This is a genomic window from Paenibacillus polymyxa (assembly GCF_001719045.1).
In the GTDB taxonomy this organism is placed as follows: Bacteria; Bacillota; Bacilli; order Paenibacillales; family Paenibacillaceae; genus Paenibacillus; species Paenibacillus polymyxa_B.
Genome location: NZ_CP015423.1, coordinates 1,086,393 through 1,098,496, shown reverse-complemented (window position 1 = coordinate 1,098,496; position 12,104 = coordinate 1,086,393). Strand labels below are relative to the sequence as shown.

The 12,104-nt window shown below is 36.3% G+C and carries 17 protein-coding genes; 15 read left to right on the top strand and 2 right to left on the bottom strand.

Features of this window, described 5'->3' with window-relative positions; all coding sequences use genetic code 11:
- Positions 1-125 precede the first annotated feature (125 nt).
- The 6 genes from AOU00_RS04950 to AOU00_RS04925 all read left to right on the top strand — a co-directional run bounded on the left by AOU00_RS04950 (position 126) and on the right by AOU00_RS04925 (position 4,891).
- A complete protein-coding gene (locus AOU00_RS04950; protein WP_172828264.1) occupies positions 126-584 on the top strand; it encodes a GNAT family N-acetyltransferase in 459 nt (152 codons plus the stop codon).
- Positions 585-921: 337 nt separating this feature from the next.
- The gene (locus AOU00_RS04945; protein WP_061829668.1) at positions 922-1,353 is read left to right on the top strand and encodes an NUDIX domain-containing protein; all 432 of its coding nucleotides are present in this window, start codon (positions 922-924) and stop codon (positions 1,351-1,353) included.
- Positions 1,354-1,619: 266 nt separating this feature from the next.
- Positions 1,620-2,153: a YfiT family bacillithiol transferase gene (locus AOU00_RS04940; RefSeq protein ID WP_061829669.1), complete on the top strand. Its 534-nt coding sequence runs from the start codon at positions 1,620-1,622 to the stop codon at positions 2,151-2,153.
- A gap of 203 nt (positions 2,154-2,356) precedes the next feature.
- Complete coding sequence (locus AOU00_RS04935; protein ID WP_061829670.1) at positions 2,357-3,145, top strand: aminoglycoside adenylyltransferase domain-containing protein; 789 nt, start codon at positions 2,357-2,359, stop codon at positions 3,143-3,145.
- 198 nt (positions 3,146-3,343) lie between these two features.
- The gene (locus AOU00_RS04930) at positions 3,344-3,832 is read left to right on the top strand and encodes a hypothetical protein (RefSeq protein ID WP_061829671.1); all 489 of its coding nucleotides are present in this window, start codon (positions 3,344-3,346) and stop codon (positions 3,830-3,832) included.
- A gap of 312 nt (positions 3,833-4,144) precedes the next feature.
- The gene (locus AOU00_RS04925; RefSeq protein ID WP_061829672.1) at positions 4,145-4,891 is read left to right on the top strand and encodes a class I SAM-dependent methyltransferase; all 747 of its coding nucleotides are present in this window, start codon (positions 4,145-4,147) and stop codon (positions 4,889-4,891) included.
- Between the two features lie 217 nt (positions 4,892-5,108).
- Here the strand turns inward: AOU00_RS04925 and AOU00_RS04920 are convergent, their stop codons facing one another.
- The gene (locus tag AOU00_RS04920) at positions 5,109-5,396 is read right to left on the bottom strand and encodes a hypothetical protein (protein ID WP_061829673.1); all 288 of its coding nucleotides are present in this window, start codon (positions 5,394-5,396) and stop codon (positions 5,109-5,111) included.
- A gap of 153 nt (positions 5,397-5,549) precedes the next feature.
- Between AOU00_RS04920 and AOU00_RS04915 the strand changes: the two genes are divergently transcribed.
- Entirely contained in the window at positions 5,550-5,774 is a 225-nt protein-coding gene (locus AOU00_RS04915; protein ID WP_061829674.1) for a helix-turn-helix domain-containing protein, read from the top strand.
- Positions 5,775-5,879: 105 nt separating this feature from the next.
- Positions 5,880-6,335 (top strand): NUDIX hydrolase, encoded by a 456-nt coding sequence (locus AOU00_RS04910; protein ID WP_069292004.1) that lies wholly within the window; start codon positions 5,880-5,882, stop codon positions 6,333-6,335.
- Between the two features lie 242 nt (positions 6,336-6,577).
- Here AOU00_RS04910 and AOU00_RS04905 read toward each other — a convergent pair whose 3' ends face one another.
- Complete coding sequence (locus AOU00_RS04905; RefSeq protein ID WP_069290071.1) at positions 6,578-7,327, bottom strand: SDR family oxidoreductase; 750 nt, start codon at positions 7,325-7,327, stop codon at positions 6,578-6,580.
- Positions 7,328-7,566: 239 nt separating this feature from the next.
- Between AOU00_RS04905 and AOU00_RS04900 the strand changes: the two genes are divergently transcribed.
- The 7 genes from AOU00_RS04900 to AOU00_RS04865 all read left to right on the top strand — a co-directional run bounded on the left by AOU00_RS04900 (position 7,567) and on the right by AOU00_RS04865 (position 11,978).
- Complete coding sequence (locus AOU00_RS04900) at positions 7,567-8,136, top strand: TetR/AcrR family transcriptional regulator (RefSeq protein ID WP_069290070.1); 570 nt, start codon at positions 7,567-7,569, stop codon at positions 8,134-8,136.
- A gap of 128 nt (positions 8,137-8,264) precedes the next feature.
- Positions 8,265-8,477: a hypothetical protein gene (locus tag AOU00_RS04895; protein WP_069290069.1), complete on the top strand. Its 213-nt coding sequence runs from the start codon at positions 8,265-8,267 to the stop codon at positions 8,475-8,477.
- A gap of 174 nt (positions 8,478-8,651) precedes the next feature.
- Positions 8,652-9,101 (top strand): GNAT family N-acetyltransferase, encoded by a 450-nt coding sequence (locus AOU00_RS04890; RefSeq protein WP_069290068.1) that lies wholly within the window; start codon positions 8,652-8,654, stop codon positions 9,099-9,101.
- 87 nt (positions 9,102-9,188) lie between these two features.
- On the top strand, positions 9,189-9,602 hold the full coding sequence (locus tag AOU00_RS04885) for a GNAT family N-acetyltransferase (RefSeq protein ID WP_069290067.1): 414 nt from the start codon (positions 9,189-9,191) through the stop codon (positions 9,600-9,602).
- A 49-nt stretch (positions 9,603-9,651) separates the two neighbouring features.
- The gene (locus AOU00_RS04880; protein WP_069290066.1) at positions 9,652-10,125 is read left to right on the top strand and encodes a hypothetical protein; all 474 of its coding nucleotides are present in this window, start codon (positions 9,652-9,654) and stop codon (positions 10,123-10,125) included.
- A gap of 770 nt (positions 10,126-10,895) precedes the next feature.
- Positions 10,896-11,249, top strand: a complete 354-nt coding sequence (locus tag AOU00_RS04870) for a hypothetical protein (RefSeq protein ID WP_069290064.1) — start codon at positions 10,896-10,898, stop codon at positions 11,247-11,249.
- A gap of 198 nt (positions 11,250-11,447) precedes the next feature.
- A complete protein-coding gene (locus AOU00_RS04865) occupies positions 11,448-11,978 on the top strand; it encodes a hypothetical protein (protein ID WP_069290063.1) in 531 nt (176 codons plus the stop codon).
- Positions 11,979-12,104 lie beyond the last annotated feature (126 nt).

Genomic DNA, 12,104 nt, shown 5'->3' with positions numbered 1-12,104 from the left:
CCTGATGTACAAAATTATTTAGAGGATTTTCTTTTTGTACAACTCAAACATGTTTTGTAGAAAAATAGGAACAAGGAATTCAAATTTAAATGAATAGGGGTTAATAAATGATAAAGATTCGAAATATGTCAGAAAAGGAATTTGAACAATTTAAAGAGTGGTCTGTTAATGACTATGCAAAAGATTTAATCAAATCTAAAATGAGTAGCGATAAAGATGCTTATAAATGTGCTGAAAAAGAATTCAATGAACTACTTCCGATGGGTTTATCAACAAAAAATAATTTCTTATATGTAATGATAAATCATAGTTTAGAAAAAATTGGTTTTATTTGGTATGAAAAAGAGAATACATCAGGATTCATTTGTGATTTTTTGGTTATGCAAAATTACAGAAATAAGGGATATGGATTTAAAACTATGAAATTGATTGAGAAGAATGCCAAAGATAAAGGAATTAGAAAACTCAGACTTAGTGTATTTAAATTCAATGAACCAGCCTACAATCTATATAATAAACTAAAATATAAAGTAGTTGAGGACAATGATGGAAATGTGATAATGGAAAAAATACTTGAGAACTAATATATGGGAAAATTCAAACGACCCTTGTGTACTGAATCAGTAAATGATCGGTGGGTAAATCGGAAATTAGATAAATATCATGTGGGCCGAGGTCCTGTCTCTATTTGAAGAAGTGGGACCGGTCAATCAGATAACAAAGTATTCACGCTGTGGGTCGGCTGCGCCGCCCCTTGGTTGCCCGAAGTCATTGAAGCAATTTCACTATGTAGATAATTCAGTGGCAAAGAAGTGAATCTATGCGACAACCCAGCACTACCTTAAGGCAGTGCTGGGTTCGTGAATACAGAAACGTTATACGCAACCCTTGCTAGAGTAAATAAAAGGAAAGAGGTACAAAATGAAGCGATCCCATGATGCCTCAGGAATTATCATTATTGATGAGCATAATAGAGTGCTATTGGTTCATCAAACATATGGAAAGAAACAATGGTCTGTACCAGGCGGAGTAGTAGAAGAAGGGGAATCAGTATGGGATGGTGCAAGAAGAGAACTGAAGGAAGAAGTCAATATTGAAGTCAATGAAATGGATTTATCAGGTATCTATTTTATGTCTCATCGGAATGGATACATTTATACTTTTAAGTCAGATGGATATGTTGGTCGCATAGAAGTTGATAATAAAGAAATAGATGAATATGGATTTTTTGATATTGATAATTTACCAAGACCGATTTCAAATTTTACAGTAGAAAGATTGATAGATGCAGTAACGAACAATAAAACCGTATTTAAAGATCAACACATTGATAATTACCTCGTAATAGAATGAATAAAGAACAATATGATAGTCACTTAAGAGGGCAAGGGCAGCGTATAACACCATATTCAAGCTTCGGTCCATCCGGCCCTCGGTCCGGCAGAAGTACGATGTTATTCGCAGAGGCATCTCAGTAGCGGGGAAGCATATTCGGCCCGACACATCCGGACCACCTAACCGCATCGCGGCCGCCCTTCGGGGTTAAGGTGGTGGGACGTCGTGAATACAAGAACGTTACGCGTAATTACTACAATTCTAAAGAAGAAAGGAGAAATACAATGGATCAAATCAAATATCCGATTGGTCAATTTCAACCCAAAAACAATCTTTCAAATGATGAAATAATAAATCTTATTAAACAAATTCCTGAACTAATTAAGCGATTAAATACATTGCTGAGTGGTCTCGAACAATACCAATTGGAGACTCCGTATCGGCCGAATGGTTGGACAGTAAGGCAGGTCATACATCACTTAGCTGATAATGATATGAATGCGTACCTAAGATTTAAAAGAGGATTAACTGAAAATAATCCATTAGCAAATACATATAGAGAAGATCTGTGGGGAGAATTAATTGATTACAAGAAGTTGCCCGTAGAGAATTCGCTATCACTTATTGAAGTATTGCATCATCGCTTTTTGGTGTTGCTGAATGAACTTAGTATAGAAGACTATAAACGGACTATACAGACTGAAGTATTAGGAATAATTACATTAGAGACAGCTATACAAAGATTTATTTGGCACAACAAACACCATGCATCCCAAATCGAAAACCTAATAAGAAGAGAGAAATGGAAAGACATATAAGAAAGAGGGTAATTGTAAGGAGTTCAAAGATGGCAGTAACAACGCATAACATAATATTCAAGCTGCGGCTCCTTTGGAGCCTGGGTCTGTGAGAAGGGTTTCGGAGAGGAATTTCAGCAGACAACCCCTTTAGGGTTCATGAATACAGAAACGTTATAAGAAAATGGCGCAAAACGTTAAAAAACCAAAGGAGAGATGACACATTGAAGAAACACTTTAAAGATGAAAAACTTCAAGAAACTCTTCGTATTTTCATTCAGGATATACGAGCTATATTCGGGGATAAATTAACTAGTGTTTACATATATGGTTCATCGTTACATAACGATTTGAGTCCTGGTTATGGAGATTTGGATTTTTTAGCTTTGCTTTCTGAGAATATTACTATGGAAGAGATCACGAGATTGAATGAACAGAGGGTCATATATAGAAATGTATTGGTAGATCTATATACCGATATGTTGGAAGGTGCATTTTTACCATATAAGTTGATTTTCGGCGAACAGGGACGAGCATTGTGGTGGGGAACGAGAGGAGAACGGATGTGGGAGAAGAATCAACTCGATACATTCACAATGTATTCAATTAAGAAACAAGGACTTTTAATATACGGAGATTTACAGGAACATATTTTTCCTGAGATCACAAAGGAAGAAATAAAAGGATTTCTTATAGAATTTTCTCTATGTATGAAGGAACATGGCAAGGGTGGAAGTTTACATTCAATAGATTGGTTGCTATTAGCTGCAAAATTCATAGGTTGGTTACGTGAGGAAATAATATTTTCAAAAAGCCAAGCTGCTGATTGGGGACTAAGACATATTACCTCTGATTGGAAGGAACATTTATTGAAATGTAAGGAATTGAGAAAGGAACCTATGGAAGCAGACTCTCAAGAATACACCGAGTGGTTGAATAAATTAGACTCAGTAATAATTGAAGCATCAAAGGATCTAGATAGAGAAATCGAAGAAGGCGCCAACATCTTATAACATTGCATTCAACGCAGCGGGTCGAGACAAGCTCGACCCTTGGTCCGGGAGAGGGATTTCGGAGGAGCTGATTCACCGGACACATTTACCGGCTAAGTGGCAGAGCCACCCGGCACTACGTGCCTTAAGCCGCTTGAACGTCGTGAATGCGAGAACGTTATCTGCAATTTCTCAAATACATTTAGGGAGGGAGAAGTAATGAAAAATCATGATGATGAAAAATCTGCCTTAGAAGAAGCTGCCGTTAGCATCTTTGTAGATTTATATAATTTAAATCGCGAAGATCACTTAGAAGTAATAGAGAGACGTGAGCGTCCAGATTATATCTTAAAGAGCATAAAAGATGGATTAGTAGGTCTAGAAGTAACTCACCTATTCTACGATGCCGCCGAAGCTAAAATGTTATTTGGAAGATCGGCTGAGGAAATGCATGGATTAGAAAATTCAGCAAGCTATATGCAGGTTCTTAATGAACTACTGAAACAGAAGGAAAAAAAGATAGAGAAGTATGATGCTGCATATCCAATAGCGCTTTTAATTAGGAACGCTTCTCCTATATTCGGAATGAGTGATTTTCTTAGAAATAAAAATGCAATATACAAGCCAGAAAAATACACTCATATTTGGTTTGTTTCAAAAGACGGAAATGATAATGAATGGTCGTTAAAAGACTTGCTTACTGTTTAGTCAAAGAAGAGAGAAACAGCAGATAACATAATATTCATGCATCGGACATTCGTCCTCGGTCCGGCAGTCGCCGGACATCCAGCATGCGCTGGGTCATGAATACAAGAACGTTATCTGAAATCAGCTAAAATCATAGACACTTAAGTAATGAGGTGAACACCTTTGGATGGACACCAGATAATGTTACAACTAATTTTATTCTTTCATTTATTGCTGCTTACTTTATTTCAGATAAATTAACTAAACCTAATAAATGACTAATAGGTAAACACCTGAGCAGCGAACAAAATTTATATTTGAGGAGGTCACAGGATGAACAAGCATAGTGTTTATGAAACAAACAGCTTCTATTGGGATACAAAAGGAAATGACTTTTTAGGAGCAATCGTACTTCCTTTTTATGGAGCATTTGTCTCAGAAGAAAAATGCCAACTTTTTGGCGATGTCTCAGGAAAAAAGATGTTAGAGATAGGCTGTGGAAATGGTCAATCCTTGCAATATCAGGGGGATCGAAAAGCATCTGAACTATGGGGGATGGATATATCAGAAAAACAAATTGAGAAGGCAAAACAACATTTGACGGCGTGTGGTCTTTCGGCAAAATTGATCTGTTCTCCCATGGAAGAAGAATGTGACATACCTGTAGATTATTTTGACTTTGTTTATTCGATTTACACCATAGGCTGGACAACCGACCTAGAAGGCACTTTTTGTCGAATTGCTTCTTATTTAAAAAAAGACTGCGTTTTTATTTTCAGTTGGTCTCATCCTATACACAAATGTGTTGTTGAAGAAAATAATAGATTTGCTTTTAACAAGTGTTATTTCGATGAATCTTGGTATTCGGTATCTCCTGATTTTTGTCAAGGCGCGCTAACCTTATCTGACCGTAAACTATCAACCTATATAAATGCGTTGGCGAAAGCAGGGTTTGTTATTGAACAAATGATTGAAGAAACCGAGAATGAAATCATACAATTGCACGATAAAAATAATGATTTCGTAAAAAGAGCGAAGATGTTTCCTGTAACCTTTGTTATCAAAGCAAGAAAACTTTAAAATTACTGAAGAAGCCCAAAATAAGTGAGTTAGTGGCTCTAAGGAGGGCTGACATCAGATAACATTATATTCACGCATCGGGCATACGCCCTCGGTCCGGCAGGAGGATTTCGGGGAAGCGGGGACAGCCGGACACACCCAGCATTCGCTGGGCGTCGTGAATACGGGAACGTTAAACGACAGAATCAAACAACAGAAAAGAGGATCATATGATCCTCTAGATGTTAGAATTTTTCAATTCGCTAAAGAGTTGTAGAGCGTCTTTGAAACCTTGTATGTAGATGCTTCTTTCTAAGATGGATTGGAGAGAAATTTGAGCATCTTCGTACAGAAAAACCGTATGTTGAAGTTGATCGGGTAACGCTTCACTAAGTGTTCTAAAGTATCGATCTGTCTCCGAAGAAAGCTGATTGTACTCCATATGGTACTCCAGAAGCTCAGCAAAGAGTAATTCTAAACGTATTCTTATAAGTGGCTCTGTCAATGATTCTAATGTATTAATCATATGTTTTTCCTCCTTTAATTAATTTCATAGAGTTATTACATAACCTTATAGAGTTAATTACAAGGTGAATATTTGACTTTGTAGAGTTAAATCTTTGCTTTTCGTTGATGATTACTGATATGGGAGATAAGATAGAATTATGGAGGGGAAAAGATGACCGTAATCAAGTGCAATATAAGGGAACTCATGGCAGAACATCGAATAGATGATATAACAGAACTGATGGCGAAATCGGGATTGAGTCGGAATTCAATCAATAAGCTATATAGGGAAATAAATATAGAAACAACAAAGCTGGAAACTTTATTCAAGCTTTGCGATACATTTAACTGTAAATTATCTGATTTGATTGAATATCTACCTGGAGACCATCAATAGTGAGGGCAGACTCAAGAAGTGAATCCGTCGTATAACGTCAAATTCTAGCAGTGGCTCCTAACGGAGCTTTGGTCTGTTGGAGGATCTCAAAGGGGCGTGAAGATATTGAATTACATAAGAGAATTAAGAGAGTTAGTAGGTACCCGACCTATAATTATGGCAGGAGCATGTGTGATTCTCATAGATGATGAGGGACGATTATTATTGCAACAGAGAACTGACAATGGTCTATGGGGATTACCAGGAGGTTCAATGGAGCCTGGTGAGAATATGAAGGAGGTTGCAAGCCGGGAACTTTTTGAAGAGGTAGGCTTAGAAGCTGAAGAGTTAGAATTACTTGATATATTTTCAGGCCCGGAACTTTACTATCGATATCCTCATGGAGATGAAGTATATAACGTAGTTGCAGCTTATATATGTAAAGAATACAGTGGAATAATGAAAGGTGATGAAGCTGAAGTACAAGATATACGATTTTTTGATTTAAACAAGATACCTAATCAAATAAGTCCTCCCGACCTACCGATAATAACAAGATTTTTAAATGAAGTAAGATCATGAAAACATTTTTTTAGTAAATCGAGGATGTCCCTGACATCACCTAACAAAGGGCTGTTTGAACTTCGGGAATTCCCTACATTATGTGAAATCAACGTAATTATTTAAGAGGTAAACATGGGTGTGACCGCTTGGCGCTTTTTCTTACTTCACGAGCAAGTTACAATAAAATGAACATGAAGTAGACGGAGCTGAGTGTCTACTTCATGTTCGCTTAAACTTTTGAAAATTGAATTACAGGTGGATCAATGAATCTTTGGAGGTTCAGAATTCATCGTATCGTTAAGCTGGGTCACAAAAACACCTTCGTTCGGGCCAGGGTTATTTCGAAACATTTTCGCTTCTTCCACCAGAACTTCGTCTGTATCTGTACCAAGTATCTTTATTGTTGCATCAATGAATGAAGCAAGTGGCATCGCACGCGGTTCATCGTTGTTGCTTTGAACCCATGGGGGCACGATTTCTATTACTTTGACCGATGTGTCTTTAAGCATGTACCTTTGGGACAGCGTATAGGTATGAAGTGCTGCTTTCGTCGCGGAGTATACAGCAGTTGTTGCTAATGGTACAAATCCGAGTATTGAAGTCGTGTTGATGACAACCGCTTCTTCTTTGGACTTCAAATGCTCGATGAATGCAGAAGTCAACCGAATGGGACCTAGCAAGTTTGTAGTGACAGTCGAAATCAAAACATCCTCATCGATCACGCCCGCCGCGTCATCGGGCTGTATGATGCCGGCGTTGTTAATCAAGACATTAACATCCGGGTATTCTTCGATTAACTGCTTGGCGGCCGCCTCTATGCTGGCAGGATCTTGTACATTCAATTCCACTGCGGACATGCCGGGATTCGCTTTGATCGTCTCCTCCAGACGCTCTTTACGTCGACCGGAGATAATAACTTTGTTTCCAAGATTGTGGAGAGCTTCTGCTAACGCACGTCCAATTCCCGAACCGCCGCCTGTAATAAAAATCGTGTTTCCTGTAAGTTTCAATTTTTAAACCCTCCTAATTCAATGTAAATTAAATTATCCAAACATTGTAAAACAATAGATTTCATGATTACAGCTCCTCTAAAATTGAACATATGTTGAATCATCAACCTAAATTTTATAAAGTGAATGTAACAGAGCGGTAAATGGGGTTCAATGGTTAAAACAAGCGTGGTTGTTGATTTTTCAACAGAGGACTTCGAAATGTTCATTTTTTCGGATGGTACAAAGGGGAGAAGGATATGGACAGGCGTATTCAAAAATCGAGGCAAGCCATTATTGATGCTTTTATGAGGCTGATGTCAGAAAAGGAATTCGAGAGAATTACGATCAATCAAATTGCGGAGGAAGCGAATGTCAATCGCGGAACGGTTTATTTGCATTTCGCTGATAAGTACGATCTGCGCGATCAATGCATGGAAGCTCAAATTAAAGAGTTACTACGCAATTGTATGTCTGAAGATAACTTCTTTCATCTCCCTTCCAAAACCGCACTACTGCGTACGTTTGAATATTTGGAGCAGCATGCTTCATTCTACTCTATAATGCTGACGAACAAGGGAAGTACGGTTTTTCGAAACCAAATAGAGACAATGTTCCGGCAAAGTCTGTGCGAGCATCTGGATTCGATCAACCTCGATCAGGATATGAACAGGGACATTACGGTGCAATTTTTAATTTCAGCGGCAGTGGGGGTATTGGAATGGTGGATTACCCGTTCGATGCCGTATCCGGCATCGGTCATAGTTGAACAATTTTGGAAATTGCTGAATTGTGGTGTCGAGGGAAACGAACGAACATCGTCCATATGAGCCTCTAATTTAGAGGCTTTATACACAAACGTTATTAGAAATTCTTGAATTACTAAAACATAATAATAAGATCTCAAAAGTACTAAAAGCTATAGTATAAAGAACGCGAAAGAACTGGAGGTCACTTTATGAATATACTCTTTGCCAATTATGGGATTAATATAATTCGAAGAGATGGGGGAATATTCATTATTTTTGATGCTGGTGGAATAGTGATTCAAATGATAGAAATAGAAATAACAGAAGAAGAGTCACTAAAAGCTCAGAAAAGTGAAAGAGATGCATATGAACTAATAATCAAACTACAAAATGAAAAAAGACCATATAAGAAAATTCGCTGATAAAAAAATTTGCAGATTGATTTTGAATGCATAGTGAAGAAGTTCGGTAACTTCTGATAACATAATATTCAAGCATCGAATCCTCACGGAGCTTTGGCCTGTTGGGATGGAGTTCGAAGAGGGATTTCAGCAGACAACCCCAGAAAAAATAAAAAGACAATGGAGGTATGTTGGGTGCTGACACTAGAAAAAGCTAGAGAAAATGATGCACATAAACTTGCTGAAATACAAAAGGCCAGTTTTGAGGATGAATCAAAGCATTTTAATAACAACGAAATCGTTGGGCCAATAGGATATGACTCCATAAGTTGGCAAGAAGAGATGATGCAAAATTGCGAATATTTCAAGGTACTCTTTAATGGAAAAATAATCGGTGGAGCAATGATATTCGTAGAATGTAATCAAGTGCATAATCTAGGAAGAATCTTTATTAATCCAAATTTTAAAAATCAAGGAATCGGAACGAAGGTGATGGAGAAAATTGAAGGTAAATTTCCAGACAGCACTGAATGGTGGCTGGATACTCCTAGATGGAGTGTGAAGAATCATCACTTCTATTCAAAGTGTGGGTTTACTAAAGTTAGAGAAGAAGGTGACTTATACATTTTTGAAAAGACTTTATAAACTTATGTAATGTACAAACATTATGAGACATCAGTACTATGTGTTACCAAGAAGATATTCAATGAAAGTGAAATGGGAGGATCTACAATGAAGATTGATTTTGCGATTGAATCAGATTATGAGTATATCTCGTTAAGAGACAAGCACATACATAAGACACTTATAAGACCAAAAATAAAAGAAAATGAAATTCTAATAATTAGAGAATCCAATCAAGAAATAGGTTGGATGAGATACGGATTTTTTTGGGACAACACACCATTTATGAATATGATATGGATAGATGAGGAGTATAGAGGAACAGGTATTGGTAAAAAAGTTGTCCACTATTGGGAGGAATTAATGAAACAAAAAGGATTTGAAATGGTTATGACCTCAACACTTTCAAATGAAGAAGCTCAACATTTTTATAGGAAGCTTGGATATAGAGATGCTGGATGTTTAATGCTTGAGAACGAACCTCTGGAAATAATACTGACAAAGAAGTTGAACCAAAATTGATGTTGAGTAAATCAATGTAAAAAGCATTTTAAGTGGAGTGAATCGAAGCATGAATAATAAAGAGCTTTATTTTAAAGATCTAGAAAACATAATTACAGATACAATTTTTATTGGTAGTTCAGAATACGATTTGGATGAAGAGAGTGCTAATAATATGTGGTGTATTTCTTCCAATATAGAACTAAAAAAGGCATTGACTTTAAAAGACTACAGAGATTTTTTTAATAGAGTAATCCAGAATAGACGAGATCAAATAATAGGTTCTACTCTGAACCATGGAATGATTTTTTATTTGTGGTTTGATCAGTTGGCATGTCAGTTGAGATTTAATTTAATATCTGATTTACATAAGAAACTCCCATTTCAATGTGATCTTGAGATAATAGAGCATATGGATGACATGATATTAGCTTTTTTGAATTCTCCATTTCATGTGGGGTTACCCATTGAAGGATATTATGACAATATAGAAAAAAAGCCCTTTATATTAAAGGTATATCAAATAATATTAAACAAGGATTGAAGAATATATTAAATAAGAACTAGAGGTATCACATAACATCGTTTTCCTGAAAGTGAAAGTCAGGTAGACAATCCTGCGAGGCTATGAACCGAAGCTAGCCAGTCGCTACGCTTCTTTAAGCTTCTCGGGTTCAGGAGCACAAGAACGTTATTAGACATAGTTGCTGATAAAGTAATGTTGAGGTGAATGATGAAAGTATTTCAAAAAAAAGCAATCCCAATCATTGTTAGACATTATCAATTCATTTGCATTGTTTACGAGAAACCTTATGAGGTATTGTTTAGAGCTTATCCAAGAAAGTATAAAACTTCTTTTATTGAAATTTCGTTCGACTGGAAAGAATGTTATTACATTAACTTATATAGACCTTTAATAAAATCCATATTAATTGAATATTGTATAAAGCTTGGTTGGATATATGATAAACCGAAGCAAATTCTAAGAATAAAGGACAGTAGAAAAATTGTTCAAGAACTATTATTAAGGGATTATGATTACAAATAAATGTTGGCATTTTCATGCGAAGCAATTTTGTCTAGGATTAAGAGAATTGCTGATAGATAGTTGATTTAGAATTATAAATAGCTCGAAGGCGAGGATGATAAAGGGCTGATTTTGTAAGTGAATCGAAGAAGTTATGTTTTGTTAGCTCCTATGGAACCTTGGTCTGCGAGCTGGATATCGAAGAGGCACTTCAGCAGACAACCCCTGACAGGGTTCATGAATACAGAAACGTTATGCAAAACTGCTTAAAGATGGAGGAATATCATATGTTTTTAAATTCTCATGTCTTTGAGTTAGCCAAAAAACTAAATACAGAAGAGATGCACAAGCAATGGACAGGCTTAAGAAGAAATTCTGTATTCTATGGCTTGGTTTGCTATATTAATAATTCAATTTCTTTATGTCTAAGTGACAATTATACAAGTTCAATCTTGTTTTTAAGAAGAGCACGTAAAGAAATCATTAATATAGAAACCAATTCAAATAAGATTCAAGATCAATATCGAGATAGATATATCAAACTCTGTAATAATTATTTAAATGAGTTAGAGACATTTATAAAAGATAATCATTTAGTATCTGATGAAGATTTTGAGTTTATTTTAAACAGAGAATTGTAGATATCGGTTCAATAAGGTTTTCGAAGGAAAAACATCGAATCACATAATATTAAAGTTGCGGCTCCCGAATGGAGCCTTGGTCTGCGAGATGGATTTCGCAGGCATTTTAGCAGACAGCCCTTTTGGGGTTCATGAATACAGAAGCGTGTTAGATGAAAATCACCATATAAACCAAGTTGAAAAGTGTTGGAGGATAGTATGGCGAACACCATTTCATTACCAAAACAATTAAATGATGTAGTTGACCCCATAGGTATGTCAAATGGATTAACATCAGTCTTTATTGAAGTTCTAGCTATTAGTGGATCAGTACTAGCTAAAACGAATCGAGAAAAAGAATTAATTATTTGGCTAGCACAAAGGGATCAGTCTGTAGTTGGAATAGGAACAGTTGGTTTTGATATTGATGAAATGCCTTGGACTATAGACTCCTTTGAAAGCGAGAAAAATTTTATACTAGATACTATTTCAAATGCAGCAGATGGCTTAGGGTGGGACAAATTAAGCTATAAACCACGTCAAGATTGGGTTGTTAATTGTTTGAATCAATTTGGCTTAATGATTAAAGTATTTAATAAAGAAGATGTTGATATGGACAATTATATAGAATGGTCCGAAATTGAAGAGGGGGATGATAATCCTACAATTCCAAGAGGGTATCCCAAATGCGAAAAGCATAACATCTATTTAAATTGCCATGGATGTATACTTTGCAATAATGGAAGCTGAATTAAGGACTGTAGGTATTCCATAGAAGATGTAATAATCATATAACATAATATTCATGCTTCGGGTCTTGCAGTCGCCTTGGTCTGCCAGAGGGATTTCGAAGAGGCAGGAGCAGACAGACAGTCC

What these genes read in the sequence shown, in the direction of transcription:
- AOU00_RS04900 (WP_069290070.1), top strand. Translation starts at nt 7,567, where the DNA reads ATGGACAGGCGTATTCAAAAATCGAGGCAAGCCATTATTGATGCTTTT.
- AOU00_RS04940 (WP_061829669.1), top strand. Translation starts at nt 1,620, where the DNA reads ATGGATCAAATCAAATATCCGATTGGTCAATTTCAACCCAAAAACAAT.
- AOU00_RS04895 (WP_069290069.1), top strand. Translation starts at nt 8,265, where the DNA reads ATGAATATACTCTTTGCCAATTATGGGATTAATATAATTCGAAGAGAT.
- AOU00_RS04885 (WP_069290067.1), top strand. Translation starts at nt 9,189, where the DNA reads ATGAAGATTGATTTTGCGATTGAATCAGATTATGAGTATATCTCGTTA.
- AOU00_RS04925 (WP_061829672.1), top strand. Translation starts at nt 4,145, where the DNA reads ATGAACAAGCATAGTGTTTATGAAACAAACAGCTTCTATTGGGATACA.
- AOU00_RS04865 (WP_069290063.1), top strand. Translation starts at nt 11,448, where the DNA reads ATGGCGAACACCATTTCATTACCAAAACAATTAAATGATGTAGTTGAC.
- AOU00_RS04870 (WP_069290064.1), top strand. Translation starts at nt 10,896, where the DNA reads ATGTTTTTAAATTCTCATGTCTTTGAGTTAGCCAAAAAACTAAATACA.
- AOU00_RS04920 (WP_061829673.1), bottom strand. Translation starts at nt 5,396, where the DNA reads ATGATTAATACATTAGAATCATTGACAGAGCCACTTATAAGAATACGT.
- AOU00_RS04950 (WP_172828264.1), top strand. Translation starts at nt 126, where the DNA reads ATGTCAGAAAAGGAATTTGAACAATTTAAAGAGTGGTCTGTTAATGAC.
- AOU00_RS04880 (WP_069290066.1), top strand. Translation starts at nt 9,652, where the DNA reads ATGAATAATAAAGAGCTTTATTTTAAAGATCTAGAAAACATAATTACA.
- AOU00_RS04915 (WP_061829674.1), top strand. Translation starts at nt 5,550, where the DNA reads ATGACCGTAATCAAGTGCAATATAAGGGAACTCATGGCAGAACATCGA.
- AOU00_RS04945 (WP_061829668.1), top strand. Translation starts at nt 922, where the DNA reads ATGAAGCGATCCCATGATGCCTCAGGAATTATCATTATTGATGAGCAT.
- AOU00_RS04930 (WP_061829671.1), top strand. Translation starts at nt 3,344, where the DNA reads ATGAAAAATCATGATGATGAAAAATCTGCCTTAGAAGAAGCTGCCGTT.